Here is a 17,837-nt window from a genome sequence, read left to right as displayed (position 1 = left end):
ATTCATGTTTCGTCGCGTCGGTGCGATGATTAGCGGATCTTGAGGGATGCTGTTGCGGGGGCGTAATTCGAGAACTTCTGTTCTCTTTGCCGCTTTGGGTCTCCTTATATCGCTGCCTCTCTATCCCTGCTGTCCTCGCGGTCGTATCTTTGCGCTCCCGTTCCTCCCCGCACGTAATGCAACTGGCTTACGTGCGGGGAGGTGGAGAGGCGGCTCGCGTTCCATTCCGCACGTAACGTAACTGGCTTACGTGCGGGGAGGTGGAGAGGCGGCTCGCGTTCCATTCCGCACGTAACGCAACTGGCTTACGTGCGGGGAGTAAAGAACGAGAGGGGGAGGAGGTGTGGTATGTCGGTGGGCTGAAAAACTGGGACTGGGTGTGAAAGAATGGGCACATGCAACATCTTGACGGATCGACGTTCATCTTTGTGGCGTTTGTGCTGCTGGGCATCGCCGCCCTGCTCGGCCTGTGCGTGCTGGCGTACGGTCTGTTGGCGCCGCTGCTGGAGCGTGCCTCGGGCGGTGTGCCGGTGCGTGAACGGGTCGGTGACTGGTGGCGCACGTTTCGTCATGATGATTCCCGGGATAGCGACGATGACGACGATGATATCGACGCAGCCCTCGCCTCACTGTTGACGTTATTGCCAGCGGCGGCGATTGTAGTGGACGAGGATGGCGAAGTGATTCGCTCGAATCCGGAAGCCTACCGGTTGGGTATTGTCGCGAACGATGCGGTTGTGGAGCCGCACATTGCCCAAGCTGTGAAACAAGTGCGTGAAACGGGCGGGAGAATGCTGTTGGATGTCACCACGCAAACCGCCAGCCTATTTGAGCAAACATTCGCCCATCAGCAAGCATTGGATGCCGCGGGCGGCACCGTTACGGCTGACCCATCCGACTCCGAGGATGCGGTCGGCAGTGAAGTGAGCCGGCCCAATTGGCTCAAAGTGCGTATCGGACGGATCGATGCGCAATTCGTGGTGATCCTTATTGAAGACGTGAGCGAGCAAATACGGTTCAACCAAGTGCGCGACGATTTTATTGTCAATGTCAGCGAGCAATTGCTCAAACCGGGCCAAGAATTACGTGCGCTCGCGGATTCGCTGGAACGTGGGGAAACCAGTCGGGACCAACTGGCCCAAGATGCGCGGCGTGTACGTATTTCCAGCAATCATGTGGATCATATGGTCTCCGATTTGCTGCTGTTGATCAAAGCGCAGGAACCTGTGAAACCTTCAAGCGCCAACCTGATCGATTTGGGCGCTGAAGTGCAGCAAACTGTGGCTACGTTGCAGCCTATGGCGCAGGAGCTGGAGGTTGATGTGCAAGTCAGCGTGCGCGATGCCGTACAAGTGCATGGTGAGTCCGGCCAGTTGCGGTCGGCAATTACGAAACTGGTGGAAAACGCCATGGAGTATTCGCCGCAAGGAGGCGTGGTCAATGTGATAGTATCGCGCACGCGAGATGGCCGTGAAGCCTCCGTGCGAGTCGTCGACCGCGGCAGTGGCATTCCACTCAAAGACCAGTCGCGTATTTTTGAGCGGTTCTACCGCGGTGCCGAGCATAATGGGCGCAATGATGACGGTGTGGGCTTGGGACTTGCGATTGTCAAGCATGTGGCATTGACGCATCATGGCAGCGTCGGCGTGTGGAGCAGACCGGGGCAGGGCAGCACCTTTACCTTGTTGCTACCGCTGGCGTGAGTTGATATTGCTGCGAAGTAGCGAAGTGTTGATGAGAAATATTGACCAGCGGTGTCAGTCCGCGCCGAGTCGACGGTAATCGGAGCGGTCAAAAAATTCCCAAATCAGCAGACAAATGCCAATAATCACACCGGAAAGCGTGATGACGAAAGCATTATGCATATGGGGTTGACCCATGGCCATCATCACGAGTACCACTACAAAAGCAATAATCCATAACGCTAAACCAATACCAAAGACTTTCCGCAAGTCGACCTGGACGGGTTTGGGGCTCTCCTTACGCGCGTTGGGATCATAGAGTGGTGCGAATTTCATGACAACCACCATAGCCGGGGGTATTCCCGCGCTCGCTGACGGCGCAGTATTGCGGATGAATCGGGTCGGCATGCGTGCGTTTTGGAGTTTTCCGGTAGGCTAATGACATTACGCATGGCATGGAAATGCGATATGGAAAGGAGCCACAAGGATGTATGTGATTCATCCCGTGCCCAAACGGTACGCTTGGGGCTCCCCGGACCGATTGCAACAACTGTTCAATATGAGTGAGCAGGAAGGGCAAGGGCCGGTGGCTGAAATGTGGTTCAGCGGTCACAGCGGTTCGGCGTCCGTACTTGAATTGCCTGCCGAAACTGAGCACCAGTCGTTTCTGACAGTGCCCGATGCCATCGTCGGTAATCCGCTCGGCATGGTTGGGCGACGTTCATCGGATGAATTCGGTCCCGTGCTGCCGTACTTGTTCAAAATCATTTCGGCCAATGAACCGTTGTCCTTGCAGGTTCATCCCGTTGATTTCGAGGCGCGCGCCGGTTTCAACGAAGAGAATGCCAAAGGCATTGCGCTGACAGATCCGACGCGTTCGTTCAAAGACACGAACGCAAAAAATGAGATGGTCGTGGCGCTCGAGCCGTTTGAGGCAGTGGTCGGGTTTGCGCCGCGTGCCACTGCACTGCGCAATCTTACGTTGGTCGAGCATCCTGTGGCCGTCCGCATGGTGGCGGCACTGCAGTCGGATAACGCTGGGCATGCCGGTTTTGACGTGTTGGAGCCCTCGCTGAAGAAGGAGAGGTTCCTGCAGGCTGCTTCCTCGTCTCGGTCAGACAAGTCACTTCCGCAGCAGCGGCATCTGGCGACAGGCAACCCTGCCGAATCAGGTGGGGATTCTCGCGGCGCGTCGAGCTCAAGCACCGCTTCTTTCTTTGATTTCCGTGATGCCGACGTGTTGATGCCAGTGGCGTCGGCAGTCTGGCACCTTGGTACCAAGCGGATTTTCCGGGCGTTTCATGCCGCCATCACTGCGCCTGCAGAACATGATGCCATGCTGCTCGATGCGCTCCGCCAAGCCCGTGGCCACGCATCCAATGCCAAGCAACGCCTGGCTTTTGACTACGCCATACGCGCCGCGCAAGCATTCCCTGGGGATGTGAGCGCATTGGCGTTGCTGATGATGAATCCCGTGAGTTTGCAGGAAGGCGAGAGCGTATTCATTCCCACGGGCACGCCTCACGCATACATTCATGGCACTGGCGCGGAAATCATGACCAACTCCGACAACGTATTGCGCGCAGGATTGACAGTGAAACACAAGGATGTGCCACATCTGTTGAACTGTTTGGATTGCAAGCCCGCATCCCCGATTGATCCGTCCGACACGAGAATAGGACGACTGTTGACGCGTGACATGGTGTTGTACCGGCCTGGCGTCAACGAATTCATGCTCATTTATGGCCATGTCGATGCGGCCCACACCTCATGGCCTGTCATGGACTCCTTGGCAAAACGGTATGATGCGTTGATTCAGCAGGTCGGAGGACACACACGTCTACCACATCTGGGACCGCGCATAGTGGTATGCACCAAAGGCGCTGTGCGATGCGACACGGAACGCGAGTCCCGTGTGCTTCATCGTGGTCAAGCCGTCTTCGTTCCCGCAAGCGATGGCTGGGCGGCTGTCAATCCCGTCACCGACGGCTCGGCAAGCTCCACCGGTTCATATGTCATCGCGTCCACGCCATTCTGATCAGACGTTGGCTCCGCAACCACCGCGCGTCACCGCTATCTCATTTGGCTGAATCAACGCTGCGTATGGATAATCAGCACCGCTGCCTGGATCTGATTGTTCGTGGTTCGTATTGGTTGTGTCCATATTATCTATATCTATTTATTCACCCCGTTTACTCTCCACCGTCTGAATTCCCGTTCCCCCCTCTTTTCCTCCCGCACGTAAGCCAGTTACGTTACGTGCGGGGAAGCGGGGTAGGCAACCTACTGGGAGTATCACGGTGATAATCATTCTCATCTTTCCGCACGTAAGGCAATTGCGTTACGTGCGGGACAAGGGGGCTTCGAGTTGACAGAAAAGAGGATGAGAATCGTTCTCACTTGTCCTCAACGATTTTCTCTCCCGCACGTAAGCCAGTTACGTTACGTGCGGGGAAACGGGGAGGGGATCCTGCGGGAAGTATCACAGTGATAATCATTCTCATCTTCCCGCACGTAACGTAACTGTCTTACGTGCGGGAAGGGAAGAGAGAAGGGGGCGGTGTGGTTTGGGGGACTTCACTGACTTGCCCTCCTCTTGACCGCACGTAACGCAACTAGCTTACGTGCGGGAGGAAGGGAGGATGGGGGCGAGAGTTGTGCGGGAGGCCGGTGACGGTACTGGGCATGACAAAGGCCGCAGGTTATATGAACCCACGGCCTTTGTCGATTGCATTCCAGCTGTTAAGCTAGCGGTTCACACAACCGCACTGCGCCGGCTACAGAACAGCGTCACTTTACAGATGCTCAACAACGTAATCAATGCACTCGGTCAGCGCGCGCACGTCGGACGGTTCGACGGACGGGAACACGCCGATACGCAACTGGTTACGACCCAACTTGCGGTAGCTGTTGACATCCACAATGCCGTTGTCGCGCAGAGCGGCGAGCACAGCGTTGTCGGAAACGGATTCATCCAAATCAACAGTGACCACAGCGTTCGACCGAGCCTCAGGATTCGTGACAAACGGACTTGCATACTCGCTCTGCTCAGCCCAACGATACAGAATCGAAGCGCTACGCTTGCACCGTTCCGTCGCCCACTGCAAGCCGCCCTGCTCATTGAGATACTTGACCTGGTTGTCCATGAGAATAAGCGTGGCCAAAGCAGGCGTGTTCAGCGTCTGGTTCTTGCGTGAGTTCTCCAGCGCTGAAGTCAGCGACAGGAATGGGGGAATCCAGCGCGCGGCTCCCGGAAGACTTGCGCTTTCCTCAATATGGTAGGCGCGCTCAATCGCAGCCGGTGACAGCACTGAAACCCACAGGCCTCCCTCGGCGCCAAACGCTTTCTGAGGGGAGAAGTAGTAGGCGTCCGTCTGGGAAATGTCAATCGGCAACGCGCCGGCGCCGCTCGTGGCGTCGATGATTGTCAACGCATTCTGGCGCTCGCTACCCTCCACGCGTTGGACGGGAGCCGCGACGCCTGTTGACGTTTCGTTGTGTGCCCAGCAATAGCTGTCGGCATATTCGGTGAACTCAGGCAAGCGGTAGTCGCCTGGTTCGCACTCGAAAATAGCCGGCTTCTCCAAAAATGGTGCGGTCTCGATCGACTTTGCGAACTTCTTGGTGAACGAGCCGTAGACACCGCACGCTGCCTTGCGCGAGATGAGATTGGCGCAGGCAATTTCCCAGAACGCTGAAGCTCCGCCGTTACCAAGCGCGATTTCGTATCCGTCGGGCAGTGAGAAGAACTGAGGCAGGCCTTCACGCAGTGACGCGACGATGAGTTTCACGGGACTTTGGCGATGAGACGTGCCGATGACGCTCGGGAAGGCGTCATTAAGCGCTTGCATTTGCGCCTCACGAATCTTCGTGGGGCCCGAGCCGAAACGGCCGTCTTCAGGGAGCATGGATTGCGGAATCTGAATATTGGACATGCTCTCACCTTAGTCAGGATCCGTTATCATTGCGTGACGTTGACCAAAATGGTGTTATTGCCGTGCTTCAACAAGAAAAGTTGAAGGCGCAATTTTCTTGATTCAAGAACTCCATCTGGTCGCAGGGTGTGCGGTGAGTTGGTTCTGGGGCGATGGGGCGGCTGAAATTCAGCCGTATATCTAGTTGAGAACTCCTTTATATAAGGGGTGAATATATAGAGGTGGGTGGTCGCTGCACGTGTGCCGCTATGGAGTCGTCTCTCTATTTTTCGAGAACATACCCCCGTCTATCCGCACGTAACGCAACTGGCTTACGTGCGGGGCGGTAGGGAAGGGATGGGCTGATCTTATTTTCGTTTCTGCCTCTTGGCCTTCTTATTGCCAGCTCCCCTCCCGCACGTAACGTAACTGGCTTACGTGCGGGAGGGAAGGTGATTGCTGGAATTGCTGGGATAGGGGAATAGAGAGGGCTGGTGTCTGTCCGCACGTAATGCAATTGCCTTACGTGCGGGGAGGGATGGGGATTTGGCGAGTTTCCAGGCAGGGGAAGGGCGCTATCCGCCCGCACGTAACGTAACTGGCTTACGTGCGGGAAGGAAAGAGGGAGGTTGAGTTCGTTTTTCGTCGTTGAGTTCTCCGCTGGTTTCTTGTCCTCTTCTTCCCCGCACGTAACGTAACTGGCTTACGTGCGGGGAGAGGAGAATGATGATTTTTGTGGTGGGGGGTGATGGCATGTGACACGCCGAAGTGTGATGGATGCGTAAGATACGTTCGGCAATAGCGTAGCCAACCTGAGAAAAGCATGGGGGAATGCCGTTATTTCCATGGTATTGGGATGTGTGGAGGGTCGAACACAGGTGTGTGAGATGTCTGTGAATGTGGCGTTGTGATGTTGGCACGTTCAAGGCGATGGGGTAGTGTGTTCAGCTAGTGGTCGTGCACCTCGAGAACCAGGCGAGTTAGTGAGGTGTGGATTACGGTTTTTATTGTCGTTTGAGGAGTAGTAGTTCTTTATGAGGCATGCAGCAAGCAAAGCCCGTCGTGGTTCTGCCGCTATCAGCCGATCTGGGACGCATGGAGCGCATTCCGCCAAAGCTATGCATGTGGCGCGGCCAACCAAAACCGGACGCCATGTGGCGCGCCCGGAAGCCGCTGACTCAATGGTTGCAGCGGTATTGCCCGAAGTAAATGTGGCTCTTGCCGCCAAACTCAATGAAGTTGCGCCGATGACGCGTCGTGCCCTGCGCTTGCAGGCCAAGGCGAACCAGCGTCGTACCGTGATGCTGTCGTCCACGGCCCTTGCCGCACTGGTCGGCACTGCGGCTACCGCGTTGGCGTTGACGAACGCCAATCGTGCCAACCAGCTTCCTTTGGCCGATGATCCGACCACCACAACACAAATCACACGTATCGGCTCTGATGCCGCGTCTCGTTCGGAATTCCGTGAATCATTGAGTTCCACGGTGCCATCCGCTTCAGCATCTGACGAGGGAGACAATGCTGATTGGAATCTTGGCTCGTCCAACGAAGTGACCGAGCTTGACAATCTTTCCAAGTCGCAGGCCAACAATCCTGTGGTCGCCCAGCGCATGGACCAAGACCGTGACGTGCTGCCGGAAGGCTTCAATCCGAACCATGAGACAGGCAACACCCCGTCGCGTTCCTATCCTTACGGACAATGCACGTGGTGGGCGTATACGCGTCGTGCACAGCTGGGTCTGCCTACCGGATCCGGTTTTGGTGATGCCCGCATGTGGAGCAGCTCCGCCAAGGCTCTTGGCTATTGGGTGGACAGCACGCCTCGTGCACAGGGCGATGTGGTCGTATTCGGACCAGGACAAGCTGGAGCTTCGGGATACTACGGTCATGTGGCTGTGGTGGAAGAAGTGCATAAGGACGGATCGATCAAGATTTCTGAATCGAACGTCAAGGGACTTGGCGTGATTTCCGACCGTACGTTCACAGCCGAAGAAGCTGCACAATTCTCTTACATTCACTACTGATCTCGAAAACGCGCAGGCACCCGTGGTGGTGCCTGCGAGGGTATTCGGGCCATGTCGCATCGTCGGAAATACAAGAAAAATCAACGAAACTGACGCTGCGGACCCCGTACCGTCTCCGATATGACGGGCGCTAAGGGAACGTAATTGCAAACTCGACAACTGACGTGTCGATGTCATTCGGACCGGGGTGAAATGAGAAGATGACCACCCCCTTGATACAGGTCCGTGGTATGGTGGTGCACTGATGAATACCAAGAAACGTTTTTCTGCCCTGATTGCCGCTTGTGCAGCTGCGCTGACGCTTTCGTCGGCAGCGGTTCCTGCGGCATTTGCCAGTGACTCTGCAAATGATGCCGAGTCAATGATTACCTCGGCACGTTCGTTCCCCAAGGTAAACACCGTCAAGAAGAATCTGTACGTTGAGGCTTCCTCCACCAGTGTTGATGAAGATTCAAACTGGGGTGGCGTGGAAAAGCTCGACGTGCCTCAAACCAAGTCCACGGCCGAGAAGGAAGCTGAGGCTGCTGCAGCCGCAGCTGCTGCTCAGGCTGAAGCGGAACGCAAGGCCCAGGAAGAGGCTGCTGCCGCGGCTTCTCGCGCACAGGCCCGTGAATCGCTGAACCAGCAACCCGAGCAAACTCAGCAGGCTCCTGCCGCTGAACCAGCTCCGGCTGCCGTAGCCGCTCCGGCTGTTCCTACCAGTGGTAACGGTGCTGCTGTGGCGAGCTTGGCCATGCAGTACCAAGGCGCCCCGTATGTCTATGGTGGCACCACTCCTGCAGGCTGGGATTGCTCCGGCTTTGTGATGTGGGTGTATAGCCAATTTGGTGTGAGCCTGCCGCATTCCTCGGGTGCCCAGATGGGCGTCGGCACCGCTGTGCCGAGCCTGGCTCAGGCTCAACCGGGCGATATTATTGCCAACGGTAGCCATGCGGCTATTTATATCGGCAACGGCATGGTGATTAACGCGCTGAATCCTGCGCAAGGCACTCAGGTAACCAGCACTGCCGTGTTCAATGGAGGCTTTGCCATTCGTCGCGTGCTGTGATGCATACCAGCCCCGGTAAGCCGTGAGCTATTATTGAGGCTGCTGCACAGGTTTTTCTGTGCTGATAACGATTGACCCGCCCTTTGGGGGCGGGTTTTTCTCGTTATGCTCACGACCGCGCTTTGCGCCGGATATTGGCACTCAAAATTGCGCATATGTTGTAAGCATGCTTGATGCTTCAGGTTCCGCTGTGCTATTGATAGTGCCTAGTGAGCTTGAAACCATGAGCTGATATTTGGGTTTTTCCCGCCAGACTCGCGGGTCCTCATGGTTGAAGGCATGTATTCTTAAGGAAGGTGGCGCGCTGAAGCGCCTCACAGTCTAGGAGGTCCTCATGGTGAATGACAAGACGATTCTGGTTGGAGTCGATGGTTCTCACGCGAGTTACAAAGCTACGTGGTGGGCCGCCAACTATGCCAAGCATGCTGGGTACTCCCTGCAAATTGTGTGTGCATACTCCCTGCCCAGCTATGCTGCCGTTTCTTTTGACTCCTCGTATACGGCGGTCGGTGACGATCATGCCGCGCATCACGACGCGCAGGAGATTCTGTCGAAAGCCAAGGCCATCGCAAACGAGCAGGGTGTGGATGCACAAACGCTCATTGTGACGGGCGATCCGTCTTCGGTGTTTGTGGAGTTGTCACGCAACTACAATCTCATTGTGATTGGCAACCGCGGCAAGGGCGGTTTGGCTGAGCGTTTGCTGGGTACGACGAGCTCGAGCTTGCCGGCTTATGCGTACTGCCCGATTGTGGTGGTGCCCTACACCGATGACGAGGGCAATCTGCTGCACTTGAACAATTACATCACTCGTGTCGCCGTGGGTTCCGACAACACCAAGTGGGGTATCAAGGCGCTTGATATTGCCGCTTCATTCTCTGATCAGTGGGATGCTGAGCTCGACGTCATTTACGCGGTTCCAGCCAATAAAAATGCTGATGATGCTGAGACGATCGCCAAGTATACAGCTGAACTCGACGAACGTATCGCCCCAATCATGGCGAAATATCCGGATTTGAAGATCCGTAAGTCCATTATTCCTGGCAATGCCGTCGCCACGCTGACGAAGGCTAGCCGCAATCACGATATCGTGGTTGTCGGCTCCTGCGGTCGCGGAGGATTCACTGGGTTGCTGCTCAATTCCACAAGCCAGGGGCTGCTGCAGCATTCAGCATCTCCCGTGTATGTGGTGCCTCGCAAGTACGTTGAAGCTGATGAAGCGCGTGCTGCCAGCGTTGAAGTGGTCGAAGAGGTCGTTGAAACCGTCTCCATTGATGAGCTCATTCAGGAAGTTCCCGTGGAACGTGCCAGCGATCAGGCAACGCGTGAATTGGAGCAAGCCATTGATCCAAACGCGTCGGATACTGGCAACGACCGCTAAATTGCAACCACAGAAATACTAATAATCACAAGAATAAAGACGGCCGCCGGTGCGTGATGGGGAATCCGGCGGCAAGGTGAGGCCCTGCTGAAGTGTGTAAATGCACTCGGCAGGGCCTCACTAAATTTTCTTCAATAGTGTGTCGGGAAAGTGACGTGGAGGGCGGGCTCCCGACACAATTTTTTCAGTATTTCAGAATTCCAGTCTTTCAGTGACGGATCGTAACGTCCATGCGCACAGGAGTTTCCTGCTCGTACGTATGCATGACCGTGCAGCCCTTGTCGATGTGGGCTGTGATACGCTTCTTGAGTTTTTCGGCATCCTCGTCAGACAGTCCCGCGTCCACCGCGTCCACCTGGACGTGCTCCTCAAAATTCAAGTACGAATCAGTTTCGGCATCATACCGGCCGTCCACCACGATTGTTGCGCCGTGACCCTCACCAAGTGCCGATTCGATCGCGAATTGGCTGGAGAGTGCCGCGCAGCCGGCGAGCGCGATTTTCATCAGGTCTCCAGGCGTGAACTGTCCACGTCCTTTGCCGAATTTGATATGTGCGCCGTCATCGCTGAAGGCGTCCCACGAACCGTCTTTATTGCGTTCCACCCAAATTCTATCGCTCATGTCACTCCTTCATTGTGCTGCGACGCTGTGTTCAGCATGGGTGCGCTTGCTGCCCATGCCCGTCTTGTCAATCCTAGGACCTGAGGCCTGTTTTCGCACGCACAGCCTTCATCTTGTGGCCGAAGCGGCGTACCTGCCAAGTTTCCGCCGGTCCAGAGTCGGGCTTTTTTGGGGGGCTTTCCCGCACGTAACGTAACTGGCTTACGTGCGGGAAGGTGGAGTGGTGGAGGAAGTTGGGAATCGTTCTCAACTTGTGTGTCCCGGTTTTCTTCCCCGCACGTAACGCAATTACGTTACGTGCGGGAAGGTGAGAATGGTTATCACTGTGGTGCCCGCGTGGGTTCTCAACGTCCCAATCCGCACGTAACGTAACTGGCTTACGTGCGGGAAGGTGGAGAGGGTGCTGCGGGGATGTATGGGGACGTAAGAGGATGCAGGAGGAATGGTGAGGATATGAAGGAGACGGTGCCATTGCCCGCGCAATATGGTTGACTGAAGATATGCTGACTCAAGAAGAACTCGATGCCATTCGTGCGCGCGTGCCGGCGCGGCCTCAGACTGACATTCCGATGCCATATGAAGATTTGCTGCGCAAGATTTTGATGGAAGGCAACCTCAAATCCGATCGGACTGGAACGGGAACCATCTCGCTGTTTGGACAGCAGATGCGGTTTGATTTGACCCAGGGGTTCCCGCTGTTGACCACGAAACGCGTGTTCCTGAAAGGCATCACCTATGAATTGCTGTGGTTCCTTAAAGGTTCGAGTAATGTGCGCTGGCTGCAGGAGCACAATGTGCATATTTGGGATGAATGGGCCGATGAGCACGGTGATCTGGGACCCGTATACGGTGTGCAGTGGCGCAGCTGGCCGGCGCCAACTGCAGACGATCCCAATCGCACGATTGACCAGATCAGCAATGTGCTTGAATTGATTCGCACCAATCCTGATTCTCGCCGCATGGTGGTGTCGGCTTGGAACCCGGCCGAGGTTGAGCAGATGGCGTTGCCTCCGTGCCATGCGCTGTTCCAGTTCTATGTGGCCAACGGCAAGCTCAGTTGCCAGTTGTATCAGCGTTCGTGCGACATGTTCCTTGGTGTGCCGTTCAATATCGCGTCGTATTCGATGCTCACGATGATGATGGCCCAGCAGGCGGGGCTTGAGCCAGGTGAGTTCGTATGGACGGGCGGCGACTGCCATATTTACGACAACCATGTGGAGCAGGTGTTGGAGCAACTGTCTCGAGAACCGTATCCTTACCCGCAGTTGGAGATTCGCAAGGCGGACTCGCTGTTCGAGTATGACTGGGATGATTTCACGATTCAGAATTACCAGTACCATCCCACAATCAAAGCGCCGATCGCCGTGTGACGCCAGCCAGTGGCGGTATGGGCTCAGCGGCAACATGACTTGCCAAGAGCCCAACCGGAAAGGGGTGTAGTGCGCCAAACAACCGCCATCCCCCTTTCCACACTGGTTGGTGCACTCTTGCTGCCTGTGAAACATATGTGCATAATCATTGCGACCCGTCGCGAGCCATGAATAGACTGTGACCCGATTAGGCGCATACGCAAGGAGTCGAAATGGAGCATGACAGTAGCCGCAGTGGCTATCACGAACCCGTGCCCGGATTTGCCGGGCTGGAAGAGCTGGAGGACGATTGGGGTGATGATTTCCCCAAGACTTTCTCGCTCAATATGATCTGGGCTGAGGCCTTCGATCGCGACGGGCGCCCCGGCGCCATCGGGTTCAATGGTGGCATGCCTTGGCATCTGCCTGAGGATCTCAAGCATTTCAAAGAGCTGACTGTTTCCCATCCAATCATTATGGGACGTCGCACTTGGGAAGCGTTGAATCCCAAGTACCGTCCGCTGCCGAACCGTGACAATATTGTGGTCTCGCGCAGCAAGGATTTCGATGCCACTGGCGCTGTGGTGGTGGACAACATTGATGACGCGCTCGACATCGCCCGCCAGGAAGCGATTCCTGACGACGGGCTTGACCGCAGTGAAATCTGGGTGATTGGCGGCGCGCAGCTTTTTGAACAATTGCTGCCGTTGGCTTCCAAAATTTGTATCACCGAGATCGACATGCCTGTGGATGCCGATACGTATGCGCCAGCCATATCGCCATTGGTCAAGGACGGCTTGTGGGAAGTGGCCGAGGGATCCGGATGGAAGACTCCTTCAAATCCCGACTCGCCGATTGGCCGGTTCCGTTTCGTGACCTACCAGCGGGCGGACCACGATGGTGATGAAGAAGGGGAGTGATTCCACTACCTGCCAGTAAGCCTGCCAGTGAGTCTGCCAGTGAGTCTGCTCGTGGATCTGCCGGCTGCCGTGCTGCATATACGGTTTCGCAGATACGCCTGGTTCATGATGAATGCTGCGGGCGAGTGGAATCGATGAATGCCGGAAAGTCTCGAAGGCCGACTGGCACATGGGCCGGTTTGGTCTGTACTGTGACTGGGCTATGACTGGTCTATGACTGTGAGGAATGAGGAAACAGTGGCGAACGCAACCAAAGACGCGCAACATCCCTACACCGTGATGACCGTATGTACGGGCAACATTTGCCGGTCTCCGATGGGGGAGATCATTTTGCGTGCTGAATTTGAACGCCGTGGCTTGGCTGACCGCGTCCGCGTGATGTCAAGCGGCGTTAGCGACGAGGAGTACGGCAATCCTATCGACCGTCGCGCTGTCAAGGTGCTGCGTGAGCACGGTTACGAGCTGCCCGCGCACCATTTCGCCCATCGTGTCACGCGCGATGAAATTGAGCGCACTGATCTGTTCCTGCCGATGACCGCGTCGCACAAGAACGCTCTGGTTCGTCAGCTTCCCGCCGCCAAGCGCGATGAAGTGTTCATGTACCGCAGCTTTGATCCCGATTTGGCTTCCGCCGTGTCGAGCGGCCGTGAGAGCGACATTGACCTGGTCGATCCTTGGTATGGCGGTCTCAAGGATTTTGAGGTGGCCATCGACCAGATTGAGCACGTCGCCCCGTTCATCGCTGATTATGTGCAGAAGCAACTCGAGCAGCAGGACTAGGGAACGACGCCTGCAAATCAACGGTTTTCGTTCGGTGCTGATACAGCTGATATAAACGTCCGCAGAAACGTCCGCATATACGCAGATACGGTGTGGGGCCGGTAGCTGTTTCGCAGCTACCGGCCCCACACCGTATCTGATATGAAGCGGCCCTCCCGCTATCCGTGTATTTCGTGTGTTTCGAAAGCATTTATTTCGAAAGCATTCTACGCTCTGCACGCTCTCACGGGATAGCTGGAAAGGCCGCTTCAGCAATCGTTCAGAACTCGCTCAGTCTTCCTGCGTCCACGTCGCCACATCAATATGGTGTTCCGGGTTCGCTTGCCAGGCTTCCCATGCCGACTTGACAATATCGTCCACATCGTACTGGGCGTGCCAGCCCATCACCGTGTTGATGCGCGTCGCGTCACCAATCAGCTGCGGCGGGTCGCCTGCACGGCGTGCCATAACCGTTTCGGTGAACGGCAGCCCTGTCACCTTCTTGACTTCATCAACAATCTGGCGTACGGAAGTGCCTTTGCCTGTGCCCACATTGAACACGTCGTACTCGCGTTCGTCACGGTCAAGATAATCGAGTGCCGCCACATGCGCGTCAGCAAGGTCGGACACGTGAATATAGTCGCGGATGCACGTGCCGTCCGGAGTCGGGTAGTCGTCGCCGAAAATGGCTGGCGCCTTGCCTTGCTTCAGGCGGTCAAACAGCATCGGGATCAGGTTGAGGATCGCCGGATCCTCAAGTTCCACAGGACCGCATCCGGCCACGTTGAAATAGCGCAGTCCGCAGAAACGGATGCCGAACGGCTGTTCACAGGCGCGCGCCATCCATTCGCCGAACAGTTTCGTCTGTCCGTAAGGATTGATCGGCAGCATCGGCACCACGTCTTCAGGAACCACGTCAACAGGCGGCTCGCCGTACGTTGCGGCCGATGATGAGAATACGAGTTTCTTCACGCCGGCATCGCGCATGGCCGTCAGTACGTTGAGCATGCCGTTGATGTTCTGCTGGTAATACCACAGCGGCTTTTCGACGGACTCGCCAACCTGCTTGCGTGCGGCGAAGTGAATGACGGCGTCCACGTTTTCGTCTTTCATGATTTGGGTCAGGCGTTCAGCAGCGCCCGGATCGGCCACGTCCATGCCGTACAGTCGCGAATTCCCGATACGCGTTGGCTTGCCGTAGCTCAAATCATCTACGACAACAACGTTCTCACCCTTCTCATGCAGTGCGTGGACCACGTGCGCTCCGATATATCCGCAGCCTCCGGTGACGAGAACAGTCATGATTGACCTTTCGTTTGTTCATATGTTGCTGTTGTTTTCAGTTATATTGATTTCCGTGACAGCGACTGTGGGGACTTCACGAAGGTGTGCAGCCCACGGCGTATCAACAGAAATCAACAATCCACTTCCACCAGGCCGGTAGGGGAAGGCGGCAGTTCGGCTGCACCCTCTATAAATAAAGGTATGCAGGAACAGAAGAATACTGCCGAGCCGGTCGCGGCTGCGGATACCCAAACCACTCTAGTCCCAAGTACCCCACAAACGCAGGCTGAGCAGCAGGCAAGCAACCCGTTGCACGGACGCAAAGTGCTGTCATTCGTGCGCAGGTCGGCGCGTCTTGATGACCGTCTGCAGCGAGCGTGGGACCGTTATGCCGAACGCTACCTGCTTGATGTGACGGCAGGTGAGGGGTCGTTGGCGGCTGCTGAAACCTTGCGAATCGACCAGGCGTTCATCCGCGAGCATTATGGCAATGACGCGTCGCTGACTGTGGAAATCGGCACGGGACAAGGTGAGAACATTGTCGCCGCCGCGGCGGCGCATCCGGAACGCAATTTCCTGGCCGTTGAAGTCTACGATCCGGGAGTGGCGCACACGATGCTGCTTGCCGGCAAACAGGACCTCGCAAACTTGCGGATCGCACAAATCAACGCTCCGGAGCTGCTTGCAGCGAGCGCGCTGGGAGTGCTCGATGAAGTCTGGACGTTTTTCCCCGACCCGTGGCCCAAAATGCGTCATCACAAGCGACGCATTGTGCAGCCCGAGTTGGCAGCGCACGTGCATGCCGCGCTGCGTGAGGGCGGTGTGTGGCGTATTGCGACCGATATTGAAGATTACGCGCTGCACGTGCATGAAGTCATGGACGGCCGCGATGATTTTGACAACGTCGGTGAGTTGACTGTCTCACTGCCGACTGAACATGTGGGCAAAGGCAACGCCGAGGAGGCGGCTGCACTGCCACATGCCGATTTTATGGAGTCCCCACGGTTCGATGGCCGCGTGCTGACGAACTTTGAGCGCAAGGGGCTCGACGCAGGCCGCGTCATTCACGATTTCACGTACCGTCGTGCCTGACGAGTGTCGGTGACGGTGGAGGCTGCTCGGCATGGGCGGCTGGCTTGGCCGTGTCGCCCGCTTACTTGTGTTGCCCCCTTGGCTCCCGTCGTCTTCTTGTTCACGTTCTATCACCCTCCGTTTTTCAAGCTCTCCGTCGTCCTCTTGTCTCTCCTGTCTTGCCTTCCCGGCTGATGCGCCTTCCCGTTTTGCTCCCTTCGCCGCACGTAAGCCAGTTGCGTTACGTGCGGGAAGATGAGAATGATTATCACTGTGTTGCCTACCAAGGGTTTTCTAGGCCTGAACTCCGCACGTAACGTAACTGGCTTACGTGCGGGCGAGTGAATGTTGGGCTGTGATGCTGTTGACTGCGCAGGTGGTGACGAGTAGGGGTGTGAAGGTCGTGATCCTAGTCCTGGGCCCGCACTTCCCGCACGTAACGTAACTGGCTTACGTGCGGGAAGTAGAGAGGATGATGGGAGATGGTGATGGAAGGTTGGGAGAAGCGGTACATACTTGCCGATGCGGGGTGGCTCGGGGAAGTGATGGGGAGCAAGACGGGAAGTGTGAAATCGTGAGAAATGGGCGCGACACGCCGAAGTTGCATGACGTCGAGATTCCTGTAATATTAATCGAGTTGTCAGGCCCCCTTCGTCTAACGGTTAGGACACCAGACTTTCAATCTGACAACGAGAGTTCGACTCTCTCAGGGGGTACAACCAGAAGGCGTCATCCGCAAGGATGGCGCCTTCGTCGTTGTGACTGAAACTCTTGGAGTGAACGACCAAAATAACACTGCGACATGCCAGCAAATACAACGCCTTCGCAGCATGTTGAGACACACATTTTGTCCTTTACCCCCTGTAAACGGCATTGCGCGTGATACGTCCACGGCGAGACCATACCCTCGCGAAAGATGTCAGGGAGTTGAACTTCGTTTACACTTTTACCATGGCATTTCTCTTGATATGTATTGTGGCACTTATTATCAGTGCCATTGGGTTTTACCGGTATATCTGGTTTATTTCTGTGGGATACGGCTTCTCCATCGCGGGCATTGGCGTGACAATGCTCGTCGCGTTCGGCATATGGGGCGGCCTTGATCCGTTGACTATTGTGATGTCGGCATTGCTGGTAGTGTATGGCCTGCGGCTGGGCACATACCTGATTGTGCGTGAAAGCCGTAGCGCTTCCTACCGTGATGTGGGCCAAGCCGCGATTGAGCATGGACGCACTGTGGCATTACCGCTGAAAGTGCTGACATGGATTGCTTGCGCCGCACTGTATGCTTGTGAAGCGAGTCCCGTGTTATTCCGCTTGAGTAATCATGCTCCCGTGGATGCTGTGGGCATTGTGGGTGCTGCAATTATGGGAACCGGCATCATACTCGAGTCGGTGGCCGATTTTACGAAGAACCGCTTCAAGCGCCATCATCCAGACAGGTTCTGTGACGTGGGCGTGTTCCGCATCGTGCGTTGCCCTAATTATCTTGGTGAAGTATTGACGTGGACGGGTGTATTCGTGTCCGGCGTGACCGTACTACGCGGATTTTGGCAATGGGCTGCTGCCATCATTGGCTATGTGTGCATTGTATGGATTATGTTTGGCGGCGCTCGCCGGTTGGAACTGCGCCAGGAACGCAACTATGGTCAGGACCCGGCATACCGCCATTACAGCACGCATACGCCAATCCTTATCCCGTTGATTCCGCTCTACAGTGTTAAGAACGCCAAGTGGCTTGTGGGGTGAAGGTACGGCATTGATGTGAAAATGCCGTACCATG

The 17,837-nt window shown here is 56.0% G+C and carries 14 protein-coding genes and 1 tRNA gene; 11 read left to right on the top strand and 4 right to left on the bottom strand.

The features are described 5' to 3' along the window. Positions 1 to 395: 395 nt before the first annotated feature. The gene (locus BGLCM_RS01640) at positions 396 to 1,703 is read left to right on the top strand and encodes a sensor histidine kinase (RefSeq protein WP_006295189.1); all 1,308 of its coding nucleotides are present in this window, start codon (positions 396 to 398) and stop codon (positions 1,701 to 1,703) included. 54 nt (positions 1,704 to 1,757) lie between these two features. Here BGLCM_RS01640 and BGLCM_RS01635 read toward each other — a convergent pair whose 3' ends face one another. Beyond that, positions 1,758 to 2,018: a DUF2530 domain-containing protein gene (locus BGLCM_RS01635; RefSeq protein WP_044084488.1), complete on the bottom strand. Its 261-nt coding sequence runs from the start codon at positions 2,016 to 2,018 to the stop codon at positions 1,758 to 1,760. Between the two features lie 151 nt (positions 2,019 to 2,169). Here BGLCM_RS01635 and BGLCM_RS01630 point away from each other — a divergent pair, with 151 nt between their 5' ends. Beyond that, positions 2,170 to 3,720: a type I phosphomannose isomerase catalytic subunit gene (locus BGLCM_RS01630; protein WP_006295184.1), complete on the top strand. Its 1,551-nt coding sequence runs from the start codon at positions 2,170 to 2,172 to the stop codon at positions 3,718 to 3,720. Between the two features lie 757 nt (positions 3,721 to 4,477). Here the strand turns inward: BGLCM_RS01630 and serC are convergent. Continuing rightward, a complete protein-coding gene (gene serC / locus BGLCM_RS01625) occupies positions 4,478 to 5,617 on the bottom strand; it encodes a phosphoserine transaminase (RefSeq protein WP_006295182.1) in 1,140 nt (379 codons plus the stop codon). Positions 5,618 to 6,630: 1,013 nt separating this feature from the next. Here serC and BGLCM_RS01620 point away from each other — a divergent pair. From BGLCM_RS01620 to BGLCM_RS01610, 3 genes are all read left to right on the top strand, one after another. Continuing rightward, positions 6,631 to 7,620, top strand: a complete 990-nt coding sequence (locus BGLCM_RS01620) for a CHAP domain-containing protein (protein WP_044084487.1) — start codon at positions 6,631 to 6,633, stop codon at positions 7,618 to 7,620. A 244-nt stretch (positions 7,621 to 7,864) separates the two neighbouring features. Further along, positions 7,865 to 8,668 carry a C40 family peptidase gene (locus BGLCM_RS01615; protein WP_006295177.1) on the top strand — a complete coding sequence of 268 codons (804 nt, stop codon included), beginning with the start codon at positions 7,865 to 7,867 and terminating at the stop codon, positions 8,666 to 8,668. Between the two features lie 334 nt (positions 8,669 to 9,002). After that, a complete protein-coding gene (locus BGLCM_RS01610) occupies positions 9,003 to 10,049 on the top strand; it encodes a universal stress protein (RefSeq protein ID WP_006295175.1) in 1,047 nt (348 codons plus the stop codon). 208 nt (positions 10,050 to 10,257) lie between these two features. Here the strand turns inward: BGLCM_RS01610 and BGLCM_RS01605 are convergent, their stop codons facing one another. Next, entirely contained in the window at positions 10,258 to 10,671 is a 414-nt protein-coding gene (locus BGLCM_RS01605; protein ID WP_006295174.1) for an OsmC family protein, read from the bottom strand. A gap of 500 nt (positions 10,672 to 11,171) precedes the next feature. On the opposite strand from BGLCM_RS01605, the gene BGLCM_RS01600 reads away from it, so the two are divergent. The 3 genes from BGLCM_RS01600 to BGLCM_RS01590 all read left to right on the top strand — a co-directional run bounded on the left by BGLCM_RS01600 (position 11,172) and on the right by BGLCM_RS01590 (position 13,720). Continuing rightward, positions 11,172 to 12,041: a thymidylate synthase gene (locus tag BGLCM_RS01600; protein ID WP_006295173.1), complete on the top strand. Its 870-nt coding sequence runs from the start codon at positions 11,172 to 11,174 to the stop codon at positions 12,039 to 12,041. A gap of 212 nt (positions 12,042 to 12,253) precedes the next feature. After that, complete coding sequence (locus tag BGLCM_RS01595) at positions 12,254 to 12,940, top strand: dihydrofolate reductase (RefSeq protein ID WP_044084486.1); 687 nt, start codon at positions 12,254 to 12,256, stop codon at positions 12,938 to 12,940. Positions 12,941 to 13,153: 213 nt separating this feature from the next. Continuing rightward, positions 13,154 to 13,720, top strand: a complete 567-nt coding sequence (locus BGLCM_RS01590; RefSeq protein ID WP_006295170.1) for a low molecular weight protein-tyrosine-phosphatase — start codon at positions 13,154 to 13,156, stop codon at positions 13,718 to 13,720. Positions 13,721 to 13,990: 270 nt separating this feature from the next. Here the strand turns inward: BGLCM_RS01590 and galE are convergent, their stop codons facing one another. Next, positions 13,991 to 15,001 (bottom strand): UDP-glucose 4-epimerase GalE, encoded by a 1,011-nt coding sequence (gene galE / locus BGLCM_RS01585; RefSeq protein ID WP_006295168.1) that lies wholly within the window; start codon positions 14,999 to 15,001, stop codon positions 13,991 to 13,993. Positions 15,002 to 15,184: 183 nt separating this feature from the next. Between galE and trmB the strand changes: the two genes are divergently transcribed. From trmB to BGLCM_RS01570, 3 genes are all read left to right on the top strand, one after another. Then, a complete protein-coding gene (gene trmB, locus BGLCM_RS01580; protein ID WP_006295167.1) occupies positions 15,185 to 16,075 on the top strand; it encodes a tRNA (guanosine(46)-N7)-methyltransferase TrmB in 891 nt (296 codons plus the stop codon). A gap of 623 nt (positions 16,076 to 16,698) precedes the next feature. After that, positions 16,699 to 16,770: transfer RNA gene (locus BGLCM_RS01575), tRNA-Glu, on the top strand. Positions 16,771 to 17,029: 259 nt separating this feature from the next. Next, entirely contained in the window at positions 17,030 to 17,803 is a 774-nt protein-coding gene (locus tag BGLCM_RS01570) for a DUF1295 domain-containing protein (RefSeq protein WP_238548607.1), read from the top strand. Positions 17,804 to 17,837 lie beyond the last annotated feature (34 nt).

Origin of the sequence: Bifidobacterium gallicum DSM 20093 = LMG 11596, from assembly GCF_000741205.1 — a bacterium.
Lineage (GTDB): Bacteria > Actinomycetota > Actinomycetes > Actinomycetales > Bifidobacteriaceae > Bifidobacterium > Bifidobacterium gallicum.
The sequence above is the reverse complement of the archived record's forward strand: the minus strand, read 5'-3'. Positions and strand labels throughout refer to the sequence as shown.